This window comes from Pseudomonas sp. X10 (assembly GCF_054889225.1).
In genome coordinates this window covers 3,841,860-3,865,817 of record NZ_CM142677.1, presented here as the reverse complement: position 1 = coordinate 3,865,817, position 23,958 = coordinate 3,841,860, and the positions used below count along the sequence as shown (strand labels likewise).

The following is a 23,958-nucleotide window of genomic DNA, read 5'->3' as shown; positions in this document are numbered from 1 at the left end:
TCTGTAGGAGCGGGCTTGCCCGCGAATACGGCAGTGAGTCTATCGACGCATTCGCGGGCAAGCCGGGGCGCTGAACCGCCGCTACAGGCGCAGTGTGTTCTGCAGAAATTGAGTCATGTGGGGCTGGTCCGCCTTGCCAGCGATTGAGCGGGCACAGGCCGCTCAAGCCTTGCGGGCGGAGACCTTGCGGCAGTGCACCATGGCGTCGCGGATCATGAAGTTGACCAGTGTCGGCGATACCCCCAGTTCCTTGGCGATGTCTTTCTGCGGCACGCCGTGCAGGCGGTACATTTCGAAGGCATAGCGGGTGCGTTGCGGCAGTTCGTTGAGCGCTTCGGCAATGTGTTCGAGGGTCGCCAGGTTGATGTGGGTGGCTTCGGGCGAGGCGTTCTGGAGAACCACGTTCAGGCCTTCCTCTTCGCTGCCGGAATACTTCAGCTCCATGGCCTGCTTGCGGTAGTGGTCGATGGCCAGGTTGCGCACGATCTGGAACAGGTAGCTGAGCTGGGCCTTGAAGGAGGAGGTGATCTGAGGCGCGGAACCGAGTCGGAAAAAGGCGTCCTGCACCACATCCTCGGCACGTGAGCGGCAGCCGGTGATGCGTGCGGCAATCTTGACCAGGATGCTGCGGTTGTCGACGAACGCCTGGAGCAATGGTGAATCGCACTTACTTGTGGATAGTTGTTCCGCCATGGAAGTCACCTAGTCTCTGGTTGGGGAGGAAGCAACCGATAGGGAGATGCTTCCAGCGACGTGCGACAAACTATTCGTAATGATAATGATTGTCAAATGCAGAAGTAATTGAGTTGCTATATTAAAAAGTTCTAACGGTTTCCCGTTTACGCCGCTGCTGTATCAAAGGTGTTTCCCCCGTAGGCCCGGCCTTCGCGCTTAATTATTTTCCCTGACCATCCGTTCCTCTGTGTACATCCTCCGGCCGCATGCCAGGTGTCCGCCATCCCCCCATGGGCGGTTCGCCCTGTCTCGCGCCGGGCTTACCAAGACACTGGCAGGAACCCCCCATGACGGACGCCTTCGAACTTCCGCTTACGATGGTCCAGGCCCTGGCGCAACGCGCCGAGCAGGCCCCGGACCGCATCGCCTTGCGCTTTCTGGCCGACGATCCTCGTGAGCAGGCCGTGCTCAGCTACCGGGAACTGGACCTGCGGGCGCGCACCATCGCGGCTGCCCTGCAGGCACGCAGCGAGTTCGGCGACCGTGCCGTGCTGCTGTTCCCCAGTGGTCCGGACTACGTCGCGGCGTTCTTCGGTTGTCTCTACGCCGGTGTCATCGCGGTGCCGGCCTATCCGCCGGAATCGGCGCGCCGCCATCACCAGGAGCGCTTGCTGTCGATCATCGACGATGCCAGGCCTCGTCTGCTGCTGACGGTAGAATCGCTGTGTGACAGTTTGCAGAGCCTGGATGCCCTTTGCGCGGAAGATGCGCCGGCGTTGCTGGCTGTGGACCACCTGGACCCGGCGCAGGCTCAGGGCTGGCAGGCTCCCGCCCTGGCCGCCGACGATATCGCCTTCCTGCAGTACACCTCGGGTTCCACCGCATTGCCCAAGGGGGTCCAGGTCAGCCACGGCAACCTGGTGGCCAACGAGCAACTGATCCGTCATGGTTTCGGCATCGATGTGAATCCGGATGACGTCATCGTCAGTTGGCTGCCGCTGTATCACGACATGGGCCTGATCGGTGGCCTGCTGCAACCGATCTTCAGTGGCGTGCCCTGCGTGTTGATGTCGCCGGGCTACTTCCTTGCCCGGCCACTGCGCTGGCTTCAGGCGATCAGCGAGTATGGCGGCACCATCAGCGGCGGCCCAGACTTCGCTTACCGTCTGTGCAGCGAGCGGGTCAGCGATGCGGCCCTGGCCGGGCTCGACCTGAGCCGTTGGCGCGTGGCCTATTCCGGCTCCGAGCCGATCCGCCAGGACAGCCTGCAAGCCTTCGCCGAGAAGTTCCGGACCTGCGGCTTCGAGGCGCAGAGTTTCTTCGCCAGCTACGGCCTGGCTGAGGCCACTCTTTTCGTCAGCGGCAGCCGCCGGGGTCAGGGCATTCCAGCGTTGGAGCTGGATGCTGCGGCCTTTGCCGCTAATCGCGCAGAGCCGGGCAAGGGCAGTGTGCTGATGAGCTGCGGCTATAGCCAGCCGGGGCATGCGGTGCGGGTGGTCGACCCACAAAGCCTGCAAGTCCTGGGGGAAGGCCTGGTCGGCGAGATCTGGGCCGCAGGCCCAAGCATCGCCTTGGGCTATTGGCGCAACCCTGAGGCCACGGCGCGTACCTTCGTCGAGCAGGACGGCCAGACCTGGCTGCGCACCGGCGACTTGGGCTTCCTGCGCCAGGGCGAACTATTCGTCACCGGACGCCTGAAGGACATGCTCATCGTGCGTGGCCACAACCTCTACCCGCAGGACCTGGAAAAGACCTTGGAGCGGGAAGTCGAAGTGCTGCGCAAGGGCCGTGTGGCGGTGTTCGCCGTCGATGACCAGGGCGAGGAGGGGATCGGCGTCGCGGTGGAGATCAGCCGCAACGTACAGAAGATCATCGAGCCGGCGGCCCTGATCAAGACCCTGCGCCAGGTCATCGCCGATGCCTGCCAGCAGGCGCCTGCGGTGGTCCTGTTGCTCAACCCCGGCGCCTTGCCCAAGACCTCCAGCGGCAAGCTGCAGCGCTCGGCCTGCCGCCAGCGCATGGACGATGGCAGCCTGGATTGCTACGCCTGCTTCCCCAGTGCCGACATTGCGGCGACCGTGGCCGACGGCACCACGGCCGACGAGTTGCAGGCGCGTATCGCCCGTCTCTGGTGCGAACAGTTGCAAGTGCAGTCGGTAGCGGCGGACGACCATTTCTTCCTGCTCGGCGGTAACTCCATCGCGGCGACCCAGGTGACCGCACGGTTGGCGGATGAGTTGGGGCTGGCGCTGAACCTGCGCACGTTGTTCGAAGCGCCGACCCTGGCGCAGTACAGCGCTGCCGTGGCGACCGTGCAGGCCGAAGGTGGTGGTGCTCAAGGTCGCATCGACGGCCTGACGCGCGGCCAGGCCCTGCCGCAATCGCTGGCGCAGAACCGCCTGTGGTTGCTCTGGCAGTTAGAGCCGCAGAGTGCAGCCTACAACATTCCGGCTGGCTTGCTTCTGCGCGGCGAACTGGACGAAGCCGCACTGGAGGCCAGTTTCCAGGCTCTGGTTGCGCGTCACGAATCCTTGCGCACGGTATTCAGCGAAGCCGATGGCCAGGCCCTGCAGCACATCCTGCCCGAGCTGGCATTCGAGCTGCAGCGCCTGGACTTGGAGGGGCTCGACGGCGCAGAGGTGACCGCACGCCGTGAAGCGGAGGCCCAGCAACCCTTCGACCTGCAACAGGGCCCGCTGCTGCGCGTGACCCTGGCGCGGCTGGACGACGAACAGCACCAGTTGTGGGTGACCCTGCATCACATCGTCGCCGATGGCTGGTCGCTGAACATCCTGCTCGACGAGTTCGCCCGCCTCTATGGCGCTCACTGCCAAGGCCAGCAGGCCAGCCTGGCGCCCTTGGCGCTGGGTTATGCCGACTATGGCAACTGGCAACGCCAGTGGCTGGCCGACGGCGAGTCCGCCCGGCAACTGGCCTACTGGCAGGCTCAACTGGGCGATGCGTTGCCAGTGCTCGACCTATGCACGGACCACCCCCGTTCCAGCCAGTTGGACAAGCGTGCCGAGCGCCTGAGCCTGAAAGTGCCGGCCAAGCTCGCCGACGCCCTGCGTACCCTGGCCCGTGACGAGCAGGCCAGCCTGTTCATGGTCCTGTTGGCCGCCTGGCAAGGCCTGCTGCACCGCTACACCGGCCAGGGCGAGATCCGTGTCGGTGTGCCCAACGCCAACCGCCCGCGCCTGGAAACCCAGGGCATGGTCGGCTTTTTCATCAACACCCAGGTGCTGCGTGCCCGACTGGACGGGCGCCTGTCGTTCCAGCAACTGTTGAACCAAGTGCGCCAGGCCACCCTGGAGGCCCAGGCGCATCAGGACCTGCCGTTCGAGCAACTGATCGAGGCCTTTCCTGAAGCCCGCGAACAGGGCCTGTTCCAGGTCATGTTCAACCACCAGCAGCGCGACCTGTCGGCCCTGCGCCGTTTGCCAGGCCTGCTGGCCGAAGAGTTGCCGTGGCACAGCCGCGAGGCCAAGTTCGACCTGCAACTGCACAGTGAAGAGGACCATCAGGGCCGCCTCAGCCTGGCCTTCGACTACGCGTCCGAGCTGTTCGAGGCTGCCACGGTCAAGCGCCTGGCCAGCCACCTGCTGGCATTGCTCGAGCAAGTTTGCGCCGAGCCGACGCTGGCGTTGGGCGATGTGCAGTTGCTCGACAGCGACAGCCGTGCGCAGTTGCTCGACTGGGGCCAAGCACCGGCTCCGACCGCCCAGCGCCTGCTGGTCGAACAGCTCAACGAACAGGCCCGCCTGACACCGCAGCGCACGGCGCTGGTGTGGGACGGCGGCAGCCTGGACTACGCCAGCCTGCACCAGCAGGCCAACCGCCTGGCCCACTACCTGCGTGACAAGGGCGTGGGCCCTGAGGTCTGCGTGGCCATCGCCGCCGAGCGCTCGCCGCAGTTGCTGGTCGGCCTGCTGGCCATCCTCAAGGCCGGTGGCGCTTATGTGCCGCTGGATGTGGATTATCCCGCCGAGCGCCTGGCCTACATGCTCGCCGACTGTGGTGCGACGCTGCTGCTCAGCCAGAGCGAAGTGCTGCAGCGCCTGCCGAAGGTGGCGGGCGTCAGTGCCATCGCCTTGGACCAGCTCAAGCTCGACAGTTGGCCGAGCCATGCGCCAGGCCTACACCTCGATGGCGACAACCTGGCCTATGTGATCTACACCTCCGGCTCCACCGGCCAGCCCAAGGGCGTGGGCAATACCCATGCGGCCCTGGCCGAGCGCCTGCAATGGATGCAGGCCACCTACGCCCTGGACGACAGCGATGTGCTGATGCAGAAGGCGCCGATCAGTTTCGATGTCTCGGTCTGGGAGTGTTTCTGGCCGCTGGCCACCGGCTGTCGCCTGGTGCTCGCAGGCCCTGGCGAGCACCGTGACCCGCGGCGCATCGCTGAACTGGTGCGTGAGCACGGTGTGACCACGTTGCACTTCGTGCCGCCACTGCTGCAGGTGTTCGTCCAGGAACCCTTGGCTGCCGAATGCACCAGCCTGCGGCGGCTGTTCTCCGGTGGCGAGGCACTGTCGGCCAGCCTGCGTGAGCGGGTCCTGCAGTCTCTGCCGCAGGTGCAGTTGCACAACCGCTACGGCCCGACCGAGACCGCCATCAACGTCACCCATTGGCATTGCCAAAGTAGCGATAGTGATCGCTCACCCATTGGCCGGCCATTGGCCAACGTGCTGTGCCGCGTGCTCGATGACGGCCTGGAACTGGCCGCGCCGGGCGTGCCCGGTGAACTGTACCTGGGCGGTGCCGGCCTGGCCCGCGGCTACCTGGGCCGTCCGGGGTTGACCGCCGAGCGCTTCGTGCCTCAGGCCGACGGCAACGGCCAGCGCCTGTACCGCAGCGGCGACCGTTCGCGCTGGCTGGTGCAGGCCCAGGCCTTGGAATACCTCGGGCGCCTGGACCAACAGGTCAAGGTGCGCGGCTTCCGTGTCGAGCCGGAAGAGGTGCAGGCCTGCCTGCTCGCCCAGCCGGGCGTCGAACAGGCATTGGTACTGATCCATCAGGACAGCGTGGGCGCGCAGTTGATCGGCTACTACAGCGGCAACCAGCAGGATGACGCTTTGTTGGCAGCGCTGGCCGAGCGCCTGCCGGCCTACATGGTGCCAGCGCAGTTGATCCACTTGGCGCAGATGCCCCTGGGGCCGAGCGGCAAGGTCGAGCGCAAGGCCCTGCCTGCTCCGGTCTGGCAGCAGCGCGAGCATGTCGAGCCACAAACGGCCCTACAGCAGCAGATCGCGGCGATCTGGTGTGAAGTGCTGGGCCTGCCACGGGTAGGGCTGCAGGATGACTTCTTCGCCCTGGGCGGCCATTCGCTACTGGCCACCCAGATCGTTTCCCGTACCCGCCAGGCCTGCGATGTCGAGCTGCCGCTGAAGGTATTGTTCGAACACAGTGAGTTGGCGGCCTTCTGCGCTGAGGTCGGGCAGATCCGACAGCGCGGCGGCCACAACCTGCAGGGTGAGATCGCCCGGGTCGACCGCCGCCAGGCCGTGCCCTTGTCCTACTCGCAGCAGCGCATGTGGTTCCTCTGGCAGATGGAGCCGGACAGTCCGGCCTACAATGTCGGCGGCATGGCGCGGCTGCGTGGCGTGCTGGATGTCAGCCGTTTCGAGCAAGCCTTGCAGGCGCTGATCGTACGGCACGAGACCCTGCGCACCACCTTCCCGAGCATCGACGGCGTGCCTTACCAGTGCGTGGTCGATGACAGCCCGTTGCAGTTGCAGTGGCAAGATTTCTCCGCCGACAGCGCTGAGCGCCGTGAGCAACGCCTGCGGCAACTGGCCGAAGAGCAGGCGCACCAGCCGTTCGACCTGGAACATGGCCCGCTGCTGCGCGCGTGCCTGGTCAAGGCCGGCGAGCGCGAGCACTACTTCGTCCTGACCTTGCACCATATTGTCACCGAAGGCTGGGCGATGGACATCTTCGCCCGCGAGCTGGGCGAGCTGTACGAAGCCTTCGTCGATGAGCGCGAATCGCCGCTGGCACCGTTGCCGGTGCAGTACCTGGACTACAGCGTATGGCAGCGCCAGTGGTTGGAGGGCGGTGAAGGCCAGCGCCAGTTGGACTATTGGAAAACCCGCCTGGGTGACGAGCACCCAGTGCTGGAGCTGCCGTCCGACCGGCCGCGCCCGGCGGTGCAGAGCCATCGCGGCGAACTCTATCGCTTCGACCTGGCGCCAGAGTTGGCGGCCCGCGTACGCGCCTTCAACAGTGAACGCGGCCTGACCATGTTCATGACCATGACCGCGACCCTGGCCGCGCTGCTCTACCGCTACAGCGGCCAGCACGACCTGCGCATCGGCGCGCCAATGGCCAACCGTATCCGGCCGGAGAGCGAAGGACTGATCGGCGCCTTCCTCAATACCCAAGTGTTGCGCTGTGAGCTAGACGGGCAGATGAGCGTCGCTGAACTGCTCGACCAGGTGCGCCAGACCGTGATCGAAGGTCAGTCGCATCAGGACCTGCCTTTCGACCAGTTGGTCGAGGCCTTGCAGCCGCCCCGCAGCAGCGCCTACAACCCGCTGTTCCAGGTGATGTGCAACGTCCAGCGCTGGGCTTTCCAGCAGAGCCGCGAGTTGGCGGGCATGCAGGTGGACTACCTGGTCAACGATGCCAGCGCGACCAAGTTCGACCTTTACCTGGAAGTCACCGACCTCGACGGCCGCCTGGGTTGCTGCCTGACCTACAGCTGCGACCTGTTCGACGAGCCGCGTATCGCGCGCATGGCCGAACATTGGCAGCACTTGCTGCTGAGCCTGTTGGATGATCCGCAACGCCGCCTGTGCGAGTTGCCGATGCTGGCCAGCGCCGAGCAGGAAGTGCTGCTCGGCCAGTTGCAGGGCGAGAACGACTTCGAACTCAGCCAGACCCTCCACGGCCTGTTCGCTGCCCAGGCCGCGCGCACGCCACAAGCGCGGGCACTGACCTTCGCCGGCGAGCACTTGACCTACGCCGAACTCGACCAGCAGGCCAACCGTCTGGCGCGGGTGCTGCGCGAGCGTGGCGTTGGCCCGCAGGTACGCGTTGGCCTGGCGCTGGAGCGCTCGCAGGCGATGGTGATCGGCTTGCTGGCCATCCTCAAGGCGGGCGGTGCCTATGTGCCGCTGGACCCGGAATACCCGCTGGACCGCCTGCACTACATGATCGAGGACAGCCGCATCGGCCTGCTGCTCAGCCAGCGCAGTCTGCTCGAGGCGCTTGGCGAACTGCCGGCCGGCGTGGCCCGCTGGTGCTTGGAGGAGGGTGCGGCTCTGGCCGGCTACAGCGCCGAGCCGCTGGACAACCGCAACCTGCCGCAGCACCAGGCCTACCTGATCTACACCTCCGGCTCCACTGGCAAACCCAAGGGCGTGGTGGTCAGCCATGGTGAGATCGCCATGCACTGCCAGGCGGTGATCGCCGCCTTTGGCATGCGCAGCGATGACTGCGAGCTGCACTTCTATTCGATCAACTTCGACGCCGCCACCGAGCGTCTGCTGGCGCCACTGCTGTGCGGCGCCCGTGTGGTGCTCAGGGCCCAGGGCCAGTGGGGTGCGGAAGAGATTTGCCAACTGCTGCGTGAGCAGCAGGTGAGCATCCTCGGCTTCACTCCGAGCTATGGCAGCCAGCTGTCCCAGTGGCTGGCCAGCCGCAACGAGCAGTTGCCAGTACGCCTGGTGATCACCGGTGGTGAAGCGCTGACCGGCGAGCACCTGCAACGCATCCGCCAGGCGTTCGTGCCACAGCAGTTCTTCAATGCCTATGGGCCGACCGAGACCGTGGTCATGCCGCTGGCCTGCCTGGCACCGGAGCAACTGCCGGCTGATGCGGGCAGTGTGCCGATCGGCCGGGTGGTCGGGGCGCGGGTCGCCTATATCCTCGACGAGGACCTGGCTCTTCTGCCAGCAGGTAGCATCGGCGAACTCTATGTTGGGGGCGCCGGCCTGGCCCAGGGTTACCACGACCGGCCGGGGCTGAGCGCCGAGCGTTTCGTCGCCGACCCATTCAGCCAGCAGGGTGGACGCCTGTATCGCACTGGCGACCTGGTGCGCCTGCGGGACGATGGCCTGGTGGAGTACATCGGCCGTGCCGACCACCAGGTGAAGATCCGCGGCTTCCGCATCGAGCTGGGTGAAATCGAGAGCCGCCTACAAGAGCATCCGGATGTCGACGAGGCCGTGGTCCTGGCCCTCGACCTGCCCGGTGGCAAGCAACTGGCTGCCTATTTGGTCTGCGCCCAGGCGCGTGCCGACGGCGAAACCCAGGCGGCGCTGCGTGATGCGGTTAAGTCCCATGCCCGCCAGCACCTGCCGGACTACATGGTGCCCGCGCACATCGTGCTGCTGGAGCAGATGCCGCTGACCGGCAATGGCAAACTCGACCGCCGGGCCTTGCCGGCGCCGGACCTGGAGCAAGGCCGCCAGCACTATCAGGCGCCGGCCAGCGATCTGGAAGAGCAACTGGCGCAGATCTGGCGTGAAGTGCTGAACGTCCAGCGCATTGGCGTGCAGGACAACTTCTTCGAGCTCGGAGGCGATTCGATCCTGTCGATCCAGGTGGTCAGCCGCGCGCGCCAGTTGGGCCTGCAGTTCACCCCGCGTGATCTGTTCCAGCACCAGACCATCCAGACCCTGGCCGCAGTGGTCACCTGCAGCGAGGCATCGTCCGAGGTCGAGCAAGGGCCGTTGCAGGGCCGTACCGCGCTGACGCCGATCCAGCACTGGTTCTTCGAGAGCGAAGTGCCGCAACCGCAGCACTGGAACCAGGCGGTCCTGCTCGAGGCACGCCAACCGCTGCAGGCCGACACTGTGGAGCAAGCCCTGCGCGGCCTGGTGCAGCACCATGACGCCTTGCGGCTGCGCTTCACCCAGGTGGAGGGCCGTTGGCAGGGCGAGTACGCCCAGCAGGAAGCGCATCAACTGTTGTGGCAGGCCACTGTTGCCGATTTCAGCGAGTGCCAGACCCTGTACACCGATGTGCAACGTAGCCTCAGCCTCCAGGAGGGGCCGCTGTTGCGTGCCTTGCTGGTGGCGGACGGGCAGGGCGCCCAGCGCCTGTTGCTGGCCGTGCATCACCTGGTGGTCGATGGCGTGTCCTGGCGGGTGCTGCTGGAAGACCTACAGGCGCTGTACCGTGGCCAACCCCTGGGAGCCAAGACCCGGGCCATGGGTGATTGGGCCGCACGCCTGGCCAGCTATGCCGGCAGCGACTCGCTGCGTGACGAACTGGACTGGTGGCAAGGCCAACTGGGCGCCGCCCACCGTGAACTGCCTTGCGATCACCCGCAAGGCGGCAACCTGCACCGTCATGCCCATACCGTGAGCATCGCCCTGGAGGTGGAGCAGACCCGCCGCCTGTTGCAACAAGCCCCGGCGGCCTACCACACCCAGGTCAACGATCTGCTGCTGACCGCTCTGGCCCGCACCTTGTGCCGCTGGAGTGGCGACAACGCAGTGCTGGTGCAACTGGAGGGCCATGGCCGCGACAGCCTGTTCGAGGATGTCGACCTGACCCGCAGTGTTGGTTGGTTCACCAACGCTTATCCGCTGTGCCTCAACCCCGAGGTGGGCGAGGACTCGGCTGCGCGTGCTGCATCGATCAAGCGCATCAAGGAGCAATTGCGCCAGGTGCCGCACAAGGGCATCGGCTACGGCGTGCTGCGCTACCTGGCCGACGACGCCAGCCGCGAGCGCATGGCGGCCTTGCCGCAGGCACGGATCACCTTCAACTACCTGGGGCAGTTCGACCAGCAGTTCGACACTGCCGCGCTGTTCCAGCCGCTGGATGCGCCCGCCGGCCTGGCCCATGACCTGGATGCGCCGCTGCCTAACTGGCTCAGCGTCGATGGCCAGGTTTACGGCGGCGCTCTGCAACTGCGTTGGACCTTCAGCCAGGAACGCTACGACAACGAGACCATCGCTGCCTTGGCCGAGGACTATCGCCAGGAGTTGCTGGACCTGGTCGAGCACTGCCTGACGGAGGGCAATGGCAGCTTCACGCCGTCGGACTTCCCGCTGGCGCAACTGACCCAGGAGCAGATCGATGCCTTGCCGGTTCCGGCGGCGAGGATCGAGGATGTCTACCCACTGACGCCGATGCAGGAAGGCCTGCTGCTGCACACACTGCTGGAGCCGGGCACCGGCATCTACTACATGCAGGACCGTTACCGCATCAACAGTGCCCTGGACCCCGAGCGCTTCGCCCAGGCCTGGCAGGCGGTAGTGGCGCGCCATGAAGCCCTGCGCGCGTCCTTTAGCTGGAACGCCGGCGAAGCCATGTTGCAGATCATCCACAAGCCAGGTTCGACGACGGTGGACTACCAGGACTGGCGCGGACTCGACGAGGCGGCCCAGGAAGCCCGCCTGCAGGCCTTGCACAAGCAGGAGCGCGAAGCCGGTTTCGATCTGTTGCAGCAGGCACCGTTCCACTTGCGCCTGGTGCGTGTCGACGAGGCGCGCTACTGGTTCATGATGAGCAACCACCACATCCTCATCGATGCCTGGTGCCGCTCGCTGCTGATGAACGACTTCTTCGAGATCTACCAGGCCCTCGGTGAAGGCCGCCAGGCGCAATTGCCACTGCCACCGCGCTACCGCGACTACATCGGTTGGCTGCAACGCCAGGACTTGGTCGAAGCGCGCCAGTGGTGGCAGCGCAACCTCGAAGGCTTCGAGCGTGCCACGGTCATTCCGAGTGACCGGCCGCTGCGCCATGAGCATGCCGGCGACGGCATGCTCGTCGGAGACTGCTACACCCGCCTGGACGTGCGTGATGGCGTACGCTTGCGCGAGCTGGCCCAGGCCCACCAACTGACGGTCAACACCTTTGCCCAGGCGGCCTGGGCCCTGGTGCTCAGCCGCTACAGCGGCGAGCGTGACGTGGTCTTCGGCGTCACCGTCGCTGGCCGCCCGGTGAGCATGCCGCAAATGCAGCGCACCGTCGGTCTGTTCATCAACAGCATCGCTCTGCGCGTGCAACTGCCGGCCGCGGGCCAGCGCTGCAGCGTGCGGCAGTGGTTGCAAGGCTTGCTCGAACGCAACATGGAGCTGCGCGAGTACGAGTACCTGCCGCTGGTGAGTATCCAGGAGTGCAGCGAACTGCCTAAGGGTCAGCCCCTGTTCGACAGCCTGTTCGTGTTCGAGAACGCACCGGTGGAAACATCGGTGCTCGACCATGCCCAGCACCTCAACGCCAGTTCCGACTCAGGCCGGACGCACACCAACTTCCCATTGACGGCGGTGTGCTATCCGGGCGACGACCTGGGCTTGCACTTGTCGTTCGACCAGCGCTACTTCGACACCCCCACGGTCGAGCGCCTGCTGGCCGAGTTCAAGCGCCTGCTGCTGGCACTGGTGGAGGGGTTCGAGGGCGAAGTGGCCGAACTGCCTCTGCTCGGTGAGGCCGAGCAGCGCTTCCTGTTGGAGGACTGCAATCAGAGCGAGCATGCCTATACCCTCGAGCAGAGCTATGTGGAGCTATTCGAGGCGCGGGTCGCGGCGCATCCGCAGCGCACCGTGGCACGTTGCCTGGATGCGCGCATCGACTATGCCGGGCTGAACGTCGCGGCCAACCGTTTGGGCCATGCCCTGGTCGAGGCCGGTGTAGGTGTCGACCAGCCGGTGGCCTTGCTGGCCGAGCGTGGCCTGGCACTGCTGGGCATGATCGTCGGTAGCTTCAAGGCCGGCGCTGGCTACCTGCCGTTGGACCCGGGCCTGCCTTCGGCTCGCCTGCAGCGCATCGTCGAGCTGAGCCGTACCCCCGTGCTGGTGTGCAGTGCAGCCAGTGTCGAGCAGGCCCGCCAGTTGCTGGACGAGCTCAGCGCCAGCGCGCGCCCGCAACTGCTGGTTTGGGAAGACATCCAGTGCAGTGGCGTGGCCAGTCACAATCCGGGCATCTACAGTGCGCCGAACAACCTGGCCTACGTGATCTACACCTCTGGCTCCACCGGCTTGCCCAAGGGGGTGATGGTCGAGCAGCGCGGGATGCTCAACAACCAGTTGAGCAAGGTGCCTTACCTGCGGCTGGACGAGCAGGACGTGATCGCCCAGACCGCCTCGCAGAGCTTTGACATCTCGGTCTGGCAGTTCCTTGCCGCGCCGCTGTTCGGTGCTCAAGTGGCGATCGTGCCGAATACCATCGCCCATGACCCGCAAGGATTGTTGGAGCATGTGCAGGCCACTGGCATCACCGTGCTGGAGAGTGTGCCTTCGCTGATCCAGGGCATGTTGGCCAATGAACACCAGCAGCTGGATGGTCTGCGTTGGATGCTGCCGACCGGCGAAGCGATGCCGCCAGAGTTGGCGGCCCAGTGGCTGCAGCGCTACCCGCAGATCGGCCTGGTCAATGCCTATGGCCCGGCGGAGTGCTCGGACGATGTGGCCTTCTTCCGTGTCGATGCCGAGTCCACCCGTGGCAGTTTCCTGCCGATCGGCACGCCGACCGACAACAACCGCCTGTACCTGCTCGACGAAGACCAGGCCCTGGTGCCGCTGGGCGCGGTGGGCGAGTTGTGCGTCGCCGGCACCGGTGTTGGCCGTGGCTACGTCGGTGACCCGCTACGCACTGCCCAGGCCTTCATCCCGCACCCGTATGGCGGGCCGGGTGAGCGCCTGTACCGCACCGGCGACCTGGCGCGGCGGCGTCTGGACGGTGTGCTCGAATACGTCGGACGCATCGACCATCAGGTGAAGATCCGTGGGTACCGCATCGAACTGGGCGAGATCGAGGCCCGCCTGCACGAGCAGGTGGAGATCCGCGATGCCGCCGTGGGCGTGCAGGACGGGGCCAACGGCAAGCACCTGGTCGGTTACCTGGTGGCCCACGACAGTGTCACCGCCGACGCCGGGCTGCTCGAACAGGTCAAACAGCGCCTGCGCGCCGACCTGCCGGAGTACATGGTGCCGCTGCACTGGGCGTGGCTTGCGCAACTGCCGCACAACGCCAACGGCAAGCTCGATCGCAAGGCCTTGCCAGCCATCGACATTGGCAGCCAGTACAACCAGCAATACCTGGCCCCGCGCAACGAGCTGGAAGAGACCCTGGCGCAGATCTGGGCCGAAGTGCTCAAGGCCGAACGGGTCGGTGTGCGTGACAACTTCTTCGAGCTGGGCGGCCATTCGCTGCTGGCGACCCAGATCGCCTCGCGGGTGCAGAAGCGCCTGCAGTTGAACGTGCCGTTGCGGGCGATGTTCGAGTGCAGCAGCGTGGAAGAGTTGGCCGAGTACGTGCAGGGGCTGCAGGACAGCGCGCTGAGCGAGGACAAGGTCGACCGGCTCAGTGACCTGATGGCGGAGTTGGAGGCGTTGTGATGAGTTAAGTGGCATCCGCTGTCTGTTGTACGCAAAACGCCTGGTGTAACGCACCGGGCGTTTTGCGTTGCACTTTACCTGCGTCGGCACTGTCCGGGCGGCGCTAATTTTTTGTTACCTGAATCCGTTTCGTAGGGATAGCCGGGCCCTCCCGATGTTCAATCGTTACGGAAGCATGCAGATGAATGCCGAAAAGTCCCTCCAACTCGCCAGTCGCTTCATCGAGCTGCCGTTGGAAAAGCGCAGGTTGTTCCTCGAACGCCTGCGTAAGGAGGGCATTGATTTCGCCCAGTTTCCGATTCCGGCCAACGTCCAGGTCGCTGACCGTCAAGCCTTGTCCTATGCTCAGCAGCGCATGTGGTTCCTCTGGCAACTGGACCCGGACAGCGCCGCCTACAACCTGCCGAGCGCCGTGCGTCTGCGCGGTGCCCTGGATGTCACGGCGCTGCAGGGGGCCTTTGACAGCTTGGTCGAGCGTCACCAGTCCTTGCGTACGGTGTTCCAGCGTCAGGCCGACGACAGCCTGAGCCAGGTGCCGCTGGATCAGCCGGTGCACATCGAGCAACTGGACTTCACCGCCATCCCGGCGGATGAGCGCGAGGCCCGAGTACAGCACGAAGCGCAGTCTGAGTCCTTGCGGCCCTTCGACCTTGAGCGCGGTCCGTTGCTGCGGATGCGCTTGCTGAGGCTGGACGCGCAGGAGCATGTGTTACTGCTGACCATGCACCACATCGTTTCCGACGGCTGGTCGATGAACGTGCTAATCGACGAATTCAGCCGCACCTACGATGCTTTGGCCCTTGGGCGGCAGCCTGACTTGCCGGCCCTGTCGATCCAGTATGCCGACTACGGCCTGTGGCAGCGGCGCTGGCTGGAAGCGGGGGAGCAGGAGCGGCAACTGGCTTACTGGCGCGAGCAGCTGGGGGGGGAACACCCGGTGCTGGAGCTGCCCACTGCCCGGGCAAGGCCATCGCAGCCGAGTTTCAAGGGGGCACGACTTGAGTCGCAGCTCGAACCGGCATTGGTCGAGCAGTTGCGTGGCTTCGCCCGGCAGCAGAATGTCTCGCTGTTCATGGTTCTGCTCGCGGTCTTCAATGTCCTGCTGTTCCGCTATACCGGTCAGTGCGATCTGCGAGTCGGCAGCCCGGTGGCCAACCGTAACCGCAGCGAACTTGAAGGTCTGATCGGGTTTTTCGTCAACACGCAGGTATTGCGCACTTCACTCGACGGACGCCCGTGCTTCAGCGAGTTGCTGCAAGCCACACGGGACACCGTATTGGGCGCGCAGGCGCATCAGGATCTGCCATTCGAGCGCCTTGTCGAGGGGCTTCGGTTGGAACGCAGCCTCAGTCATTCACCGCTGTTCCAAGTGATGTACAACCATCAGCCAGAGGTTGCCGATGTCACCTCGATCAGCCTGGCCGGTGGGCTGGAGCTGTCGGTGCTCGACTGGCGCAGCCGCACCACGGAGTTCGACCTGAGCCTGGACACTTACGAGCAGGGTGGCCAACTGCGTGTGGCCTGGACCTATTCGACTGATCTTTTTGATGGCAGAACCCTCGAGCGCATGGCTGGGCATTGGCTCAATCTGCTGCGGGCCGTGGTTACCGGCACCGACATGCGGATCGACGAACTACCGTTGATGGCTGCCAATGAGCAGCGGCAACTACTCACCCAATGGGGGCGTGCCCCATTGCATCGGCCGAACGGCCTGCAGGTTCACCAGTTGTTCGAGGCCTGCGCTGCCGAGCGGCCAGAGGCGCTGGCTCTGATTTGCGAGCAGACGCAGCTTACCTATGGCGAGCTTAATCTTCGAGCTAACCGCCTGGCGCGGCATCTGATTGAACTGGGGGTGGGGCCGGATGTACTGGTGGGTATTTCTGTGGAGCGCAGCCTGGACATGGTCATTGGCTTGATGGCCGTGCTCAAGGCCGGCGGCGGCTATGTGCCACTCGACCCGCAGTACCCGCAGGAGCGCCTGCAGGCTATGATCGAGGACAGTGGTACCTGTCTGGTCCTGACCCAGAGTCATGTACTTCAGCACCTGGCTGTTCTGGCTGCCAACGATTGGGTCCGTACTTTTTGCCTGGACCAGGAGGGAGCCTGGCGCCATCAGGACGGCAGTGATGTGGGCAGGCTCGTAGACGGCGACAATTTGGCCTACGTGATGTTCACTTCCGGTTCCACGGGTCGCCCCAAGGGGGTCGGAATCAGTCACCAGGCACTGGTTGGGCATGTGCATGTGGCTCGGGAGTTCTCTAGCCTTGGCCCTGATGACTGTATCTTGCAGTTCTCTACTTTCAACTTCGACGCTTTCGTTGAGCAGTTGTATCCAGCGCTGACCTGTGGCGCCAGCGTAGTTCTGCGCGGCAATGAAATATGGGATAGCGAGCGTTTCTACCAAGAACTGATCGACAAGCAGATCAGCGTCACGGATCTGTCCACTGCCTATTGGAACCTGCTGGCCAAGGACTTCGCCACGGCCGGACGACGGGACTATGGCAACCTCAGGCTGGTGAGCATTGGGGGGGAGGCAATGCCGGCGGAAGGTATTGCTGCCTGGCGGGAGGCCGGGCTGACGCATGTGCGGCTGCTCAATACGTATGGACCAACCGAAGCTACGGTATGCGCTACGACCCTCGATTGCACCGATTACGTCAGCGGTGTGCGTGACACGCCGTTGACCATACCCATTGGCAGTGTGCTGCCAGGGCGCAGCATTCATATCCTTGATGACAATGGTGCTCTGGCCCCCATCGGTGTAGTTGGAGAACTGGTGATCGGCGGTGATCTGCTGTCACGCGGTTACTTCAACCGTCCTGGGCTGACCGCCGAGCGCTTCCTTCCCGACCCGTTCGCTGAACAGCCTGGCGGTCGCTTATACCGTACTGGTGACCTTGCACGTTTCAATGACGATGGAGTGATTGAGTACGCCGGGCGGATCGATCATCAGGTGAAGATCCGTGGGTTCCGTATCGAGCTGGGCGAAATCGAGGCGCATCTGCAGGAGCAGGACGGTATCCGCGAAGCCGTGGTGCTGGCCCAGCCGGTTCTTGGTAGTTTGCAACTGGTTGCTTACCTGGTCGCAGATGCTGCTCAGGTTCGCGCAAGCGCCGAGTTGCAACAGATACTGCGCGAGGTGATCACGACGCGGCTGCATGAGCAGTTGCCCGACTATATGGTTCCGGCGCAATGGGTCTTTTTGGCGCAGCTACCGCTGAGTCCCAATGGCAAGCTGGACCGCAAAGCGCTGCCAATGGTCGATATCGCTCAAGTGCGGCAGGACTATGTGGCGCCACGAAACGAACTGGAACAGCAGATAGCCGCGATCTGGCAGGAGGTGCTGAAGGTCGAGCGGGTTGGGTTGCAAGACGGTTTCTTCGAGTTGGGCGGCCATTCTTTGCTGGCGACCCAGGTGGTTTCGCGCGTGCGTCAGGTACTGGGCTTCGAAGTGGCTTTACGCACTTTGTTCGAACACAGTCGTCTGGGGGCGTTCGTTGCGTCCCTGCAGGCGCGTCAGGCTGTGGACGAGCCCTCTATCGTAGCGGCAGACCGTCGGCAGCCATTGCCGCTGTCCTATGCTCAGGAGCGCCAGTGGTTCCTCTGGCAGCTGGATCCGCAGAGCAGTGCCTATCACCTGCCTGCTGCGCTGCGCCTGCGTGGTCACCTGGATGTGCCTGCGTTGCAGCGCAGCTTCGATGCTCTGCTGGCCCGGCATGAGAGTCTGCGCACGCACTTTGTCGAAGTGGACGGGCAGAGGTGCCAGGTCATCGCGGAGCAGGCAACTCAGGTCATTGAAATTGGGCAGGCAAGCGACCAGCAGGTGAGGGTCCAGGCTCTGGTGGAAGCCGAAAGCAACCGCTTGTTCGACCTCGGTCAGGGGCCGTTGCTGCGGGTCAAGCTGTTCCAGTTGGCGGTCGACGACCATGTTCTGGTCCTCACTCAGCACCACATCGTTTCCGATGCCTGGTCGATGCGGGTCATGGTTGACGAGCTGATCACCCTGTATGGCGCTTACAGCCAAGGGCGAGATGCCGAGTTGCCGGCATTGCCGATCCAGTACGCCGACTACGCTAGTTGGCAGCGGCAGTGGATGGCGGCGGGTGAGCGAGATCGCCAGCTGGGGTACTGGCTGGAGCAACTGGGCGGCGAGCAGCCGGTGTTGGACCTGCCCAGTGACCGTGTCCGCCCGAGCCAACGCAGCTTCCACGGAGCCAAGCTGGACGTGATACTCGATACCGAGTTGAGCGAGGGATTGAAGGCACTTGCCCGGCAGCAGGGTGTAACGCCTTTCATGCTGTTGCTCGCCTCGTTCCAGGCCTTGCTGCATCGCTACAGCGGACAATCTGATATCCGTGTCGGCGTCCCAGTGGCCAACCGCAACCGTCTGGAGACCGAGCGCTTGATCGGTTTCTTCGTCAATACGTTGGTGCTCAAGGCGGATGTGAACGGCCAGTTGGCGTTCAACGAGCTGCTGCAGCAGGTTCGCCATTCCACCCTGCAGGCCCAGGCGCACCAGGATTTGCCGTTCGAGAAGTTGGTGGAAGCGCTACAGCCAGGTCGCAACATGGCTCTCAGCCCCCTGTTCCAAGTGCTGTTCAATCACCAGGGGCAGGAAGGTGAAGAGTTACAGGCTGTCGGGCGCCTGCAGGGACTGGAGGTCGAGCGGCTCAGCTGGGACAGCCAGACCGCGCAGTTCGACCTGTCGCTGGACACCATGGAAACCGCTGACGGTATCTCTGCCATCCTGGTCTATGCCACCGACCTGTTCGAGGCTGTGACCATCGAGCGTCTGGCCCGTCACTGGCAGAACCTGTTGCGCGCCATCGTCGACGATCCACGGCAACGCATCAGTGCCTTGCCACTGCTCGATGCCAGGGAACAGCAAGCCCACATCGCCGAGTGGAACCCCAACGCCCAGCGGTTCGCCAGCCAGCAGTGCATCCATCAACTGATCGAAGCCCAGGCTGCCTGTACCCCGGACGCCATCGCCCTAACCTTCGGCGAGCAGCAACTAAGCTATGCCGAACTCAACGCCCGTGCCAATCAGTTGGCCCACGCCCTGATCGAACAGGGCATCGGTGCTGAGGTGCTGGTCGGCCTGGCGGTCGAGCGCAGCTTGGCGATGGTCGTTGGTCTTCTGGCCATCCTCAAGTCTGGCGGCGCCTACGTACCGTTGGACCCGGCCTATCCCGAAGACCGCCTAGCCTACATGATGCGGGACAGCGGACTTGGTGTGCTGCTGACTCAGGCCCACCTGCAGGATCAACTGCCGGTCCCGACCGGCGTGCGCAGCCTGCTGCTGGACACCGACTACAGCGGCTACAGCCGCGCCAACCCGGATCTGGTCCTGGACCCGGCCAACTTGGCCTACGTGATTTACACCTCCGGCTCTACTGGCCAGCCCAAGGGTGCGTTGCTGGCCCACCACAACGTGCTGCGCCTGTTCGCGGCCACCGAGCACTGGTTCGGCTTCGATGGCACTGACGTGTGGACCCTGTTCCACTCCTACGCCTTCGACTTCTCGGTCTGGGAGATCTTTGGTGCGCTGCTCTACGGTGGGCGCCTGGTGATTGTGCCGCAGCCTACCATCCGTTCGCCGGAAGAGTTCTTCGCGTTGCTGTGCGAGCAGGGCGTGACCGTGCTCAATCAGACCCCCTCGGCCTTCAAGCAACTGATGCAGGTGGCTTGCGCACCGGAGCAGCGCACGGCGCGCACCGCGTTGCGCCATGTGGTGTTCGGCGGCGAGGCCCTGGACGTGCAGAGCCTGCGCCCCTGGTTCGAGCGCTTTGGCGACCAGCAACCCCGGCTGATCAACATGTACGGCATTACCGAGACCACTGTGCACGTCACCTACCGTCCGGTGAGCCTGACCGACTTGGCGGGCGATGCGGCCAGCCCGATCGGCGAACCGATCCCGGACCTGTCCTGGTATCTGCTCGACGCCGACTTCAACCCGGTGCCCAAGGGCGCGATCGGCGAGCTGTACGTCGGTCAGGCCGGCCTGGCTCGCGGCTACCTCAAGCGTGCCGAGCTCAGTGCCACGCGCTTCGTGCCGGACCCCTTCTCGGCCCAGGGCGAGCGCCTGTACCGCACCGGTGATCTGGCGCGCTACCGGCATGACGGCATCATCGAATACGTCGGCCGTATCGACCACCAGGTGAAAATCCGCGGCTTCCGCATCGAGCTGGGCGAGATCGAGGCGCGGCTGGTGCAGCAGGAGGCGGTGCGCGAGGCGGTGGTGCTGGCGGTGGATGGCCCGAGCGGCCAGCAACTGGTCGGTTACGTGGTGCCGCATCGGTTGCCGCAGGAGCCATCGGCCTTGCGCGAGCAGCTCAAGGCCGGGCTTAAAGCGCATTTGCCGGAGTACATGGTTCCGGCGCACCTGCTGTTCCTCGAGCAATGGCCGCTGACGGCCAACGGCAAGCTCGACCGTCGGGCGCTGCCGGCGCCGGATGCCAGCTTGCTGCAGCAAGCCTATGTGGCGCCAGAGGGTGAGCTGGAGCAACGTATCGCCGAAATCTGGCAACAGGTCCTGGAGCTGGACCAGGTGGGCCGTAATGATCACTTCTTCGAGTTGGGCGGGCACTCGCTGCTGGCGACCCAGGTGGTTTCACGTGTGCGTCAGACGCTGGGCTACGAAGTGGCGTTGCGTACTCTGTTCGAACACAGCCTCCTGCTGGACTTTGCAGCGGCACTGAGTGCTTCGATCCGTATCGATGAGCCACCCCTATTGCCAGTGGCACGTACTGGTGCGATGCCGTTGTCCTATGCCCAGGAGCGCCAGTGGTTCCTTTGGCAACTGGATCCGCAGAGCAGCGCGTATCATCTGCCTGTGGCGCTGCGTTTGCGCGGTCACCTCGATATGCATGCTCTGCAGCGTAGTTTCGACACCTTGCTGGTTCGTCATGAAAGCTTGCGTACTACCTTTGTGCAGGTCGAAGGGCAGGTGCGGCAACACATCGTCGGGTCGACGTCGTTGGCTGTCGACTTCGACGTACTGCCTGAGCAGGTTGATCGGTTAGCGCAGATCAGGTCGTGCGTCGAGAACGAATGCGAGCGCCTGTTTGCCCTTGATCAAGGGCCGCTGTTGCGCGTCAAGCTGTTGCAACTGGCCATGGATGACCATGTGCTGATTCTCACCCAGCATCATATCGTCTCCGATGGTTGGTCGATGCAGGTGATGGTCGATGAACTGATCCGCTTGTATGGCGCCTACAGTGAAGGGCGTGAGTTCGTCCTGCCAGCGTTGCCGATCCAGTACGTTGACTTTGCCGTCTGGCAGCGTCAGTGGATGGATGCTGGCGAACGTGAACGCCAACTGAGCTACTGGAGGCAGCAGTTGGGTGGTGAGCAGCCTGTGCTGGAGTTGCCGGCCGATCATCCTTACCCGAGCCAACGCAGCTTCCACGGGGAGAAGCTGGACCTGCAACTGGACAGCGGACTTGCCGAGGGGCTGCAGCAATTGGCTCGCCGACAGGGCGTGACACCATTCATGCTGCTGTTGAGCTCGTTCCAGGTACTCTTGCATCGCTACAGTGGCCAGTCTGATATCCGTGTCGGTGTCCCGGTGGCCAACCGCAATCGCCTGGAAACCGAACGGCTGATTGGCTTCTTCGTCAACACCCTGGTGCTCAAGGCGCAGATGAAGGGGCAAATGGCATTCAGCGAACTGCTGCAGCAGACTCGCCATGCCACGTTGCAGGCCCAGGCCCACCAGGACCTGCCTTTCGAGCAGTTGGTCGAGGCGTTGCAGCCTGGACGCAACCTTGCACGCAGTCCGCTGTTCCAAGTGCTGTTCAACTATCAGACCGGAGGGGAGGGGGACCGCGCGGTCGAGCAGTTGCCCGCCTTGCAGGTGGAGGAACTGGCGTTCGATACGCATACCGCACAGTTCGACCTGTCGCTCGAAGTCTCTGATCGGGTTACCGGTATTGCCGTCTCGTTGACTTACGCCACCGACCTGTTCGAGCGTAACACCATCGAACGCATGGCCCGCCACTGGCAAAACCTCCTGCGCGCCATGGTCAGCCTGCCTGACCAGGCCATCGGTGAACTTCCGATGCTCGAGGCCGATGAGCTGGACACCCAACTGCTGAGTTGGAACGCCACCGCTGTGTCGTACCCACTCGACACCGCCGTGCACCAACTGATCGAGACCCAGGTCGAGCAGGCGCCAGACGCCCCGGCCCTGGTCTTCGGCGAGCAGCAATTGAGCTACGCTCAGCTCAACCAGCGCGCCAACCAACTGGCCCATGCCTTGATCGCCCAAGGCGTCGGCCCGGACGTGCTGGTCGGCATCGCCACCGAACGCAGCATCGAAATGGTCGTCGGCTTGCTGGCCATCCTCAAGGCCGGCGGCGCCTATGTCCCGGTCGACCCGGAATACCCCACCGAGCGCCTAGCCTACATGCTCGAGGACAGCGGTATCGAGCTGCTGCTCGCCCAGTCGCACCTGCAACTGCCCTTGGCCGAGCGTGTCCAGCGCCTGGACCTGGATCTGCTCGACCTTTCCACCCAGCCTGGGCACAACCCGAACATCGCCCTGCACCCGGAAAACCTCGCCTACGTCATCTACACCTCCGGCTCCACCGGCAAACCCAAGGGTGTCGGCAACCGCCACAGTGCCCTGACCAACCGCCTGTGCTGGATGCAGCAGGCCTATGCCCTGGACGCACGCGACACCGTGCTGCAGAAGACCCCGTTCAGCTTCGACGTCTCGGTCTGGGAGTTCTTCTGGCCGTTGATGACTGGCGCCCGCCTGGCTGTGGCAACTCCGGGCGATCACCGCGAGCCGGCGAAGCTGATCGAGCTGATCAACCGCCACCAGGTCAGCACCCTGCACTTCGTGCCGTCGATGCTCCAGGCCTTCCTGCTCGACGAGGCCGTGTCCAGTTGCACCAGCCTGACCCGCATCGTCTGCAGTGGTGAGGCACTGCCGGTGGATGCCCAGCAGCAGGTGTTCGCCAAGCTGCCCAAGGCCGGCCTGTACAACCTCTACGGTCCGACCGAGGCGGCCATCGATGTCACCCACTGGACCTGCCGCGAGGAAGGCAAGGACAGCGTTCCGATCGGCCAGCCGATCGCCAACCTGGGGACTTTCATCCTCGACGGCGAGCTGCAACCGGTGCCGGTTGGCGTGGTCGGCGAGCTGTACCTGAGCGGTGCAGGCCTGGCCCGTGGCTACCACCGCCGTCCTGCGCTGACCGCCGAACGCTTCGTCACCAGCCCGTTCAACAGCGGCGAGCGCCTGTACCGTACTGGTGACCTGGCCTGCTACCGCGCCGATGGTGTGATCGAGTACCGTGGCCGCATCGACCACCAGGTAAAGATCCGTGGGCTGCGTATCGAACTCGGTGAGATCGAGGCACGGCTGATGGAGCTGGAGGCGGTGCGCGAAGCGGTGGTGCTGGCGGTGGATGGCCCGAGCGGCCAGCAACTGGTCGGCTATGTAGTGCCCAACGGCGGACTCGAACAGGATGGCCTGCGCGAGCAGTTGAAGAGCGCGCTCAAGGCGCACCTGCCGGACTACATGGTCCCGGCCCAATGGGGGCTGCTGGAGCAGATGCCGCTGAGCCCGAACGGCAAGCTCGACCGCAAGGGGTTGCCGAAGCCGGATGCCAGCCAGCAGCGCACCTATGTGGCGCCAGAGAGTGAGTTGGAGCAGCGCGTGGCAGCGGTCTGGGCCGAAGTGCTTAAGCTGGAGCGTATCGGCCTGCACGACAGCTTCTTCGACCTGGGTGGCCATTCCCTATTGGCGACCCAGGTCATTGTCCGCCTGCGAGAACAACTCGGTCTGGAAGTCCCGCTCAAGGAGCTGTTCATCACCGATGACCTGCAGGCATTCTGCGCCAGTGTCGCCACGTTGCAGGCGCAGACCCAGCCGGTGGAAGACGAATTGGCTAAATCTCTGGCCGCCCTCAAACGTTTATCAGCAGAAGAGCTCGACAAGCTCATTTCATGAACCAGGAGTAGTGGC

General features: G+C 64.3%; 3 protein-coding genes. 2 read left to right on the top strand and 1 reads right to left on the bottom strand.

From position 1 onward, the window contains the following. Positions 1 to 162 precede the first annotated feature (162 nt). Positions 163 to 693 carry an RNA polymerase factor sigma-70 gene (locus ACYU03_RS17465; RefSeq protein WP_461885889.1) on the bottom strand — a complete coding sequence of 177 codons (531 nt, stop codon included), beginning with the start codon at positions 691 to 693 and terminating at the stop codon, positions 163 to 165. Between the two features lie 329 nt (positions 694 to 1,022). Here ACYU03_RS17465 and ACYU03_RS17460 point away from each other — a divergent pair, with 329 nt between their 5' ends. Together ACYU03_RS17460 and ACYU03_RS17455 are read left to right on the top strand one after the other, a co-directional pair. Continuing rightward, positions 1,023 to 13,979 carry a non-ribosomal peptide synthetase gene (locus ACYU03_RS17460; protein WP_461885888.1) on the top strand — a complete coding sequence of 4,319 codons (12,957 nt, stop codon included), beginning with the start codon at positions 1,023 to 1,025 and terminating at the stop codon, positions 13,977 to 13,979. Positions 13,980 to 14,160: 181 nt separating this feature from the next. Next, complete coding sequence (locus tag ACYU03_RS17455; protein WP_461885887.1) at positions 14,161 to 23,943, top strand: amino acid adenylation domain-containing protein; 9,783 nt, start codon at positions 14,161 to 14,163, stop codon at positions 23,941 to 23,943. The last annotated feature ends 15 nt before the right edge of the window (positions 23,944 to 23,958 follow it).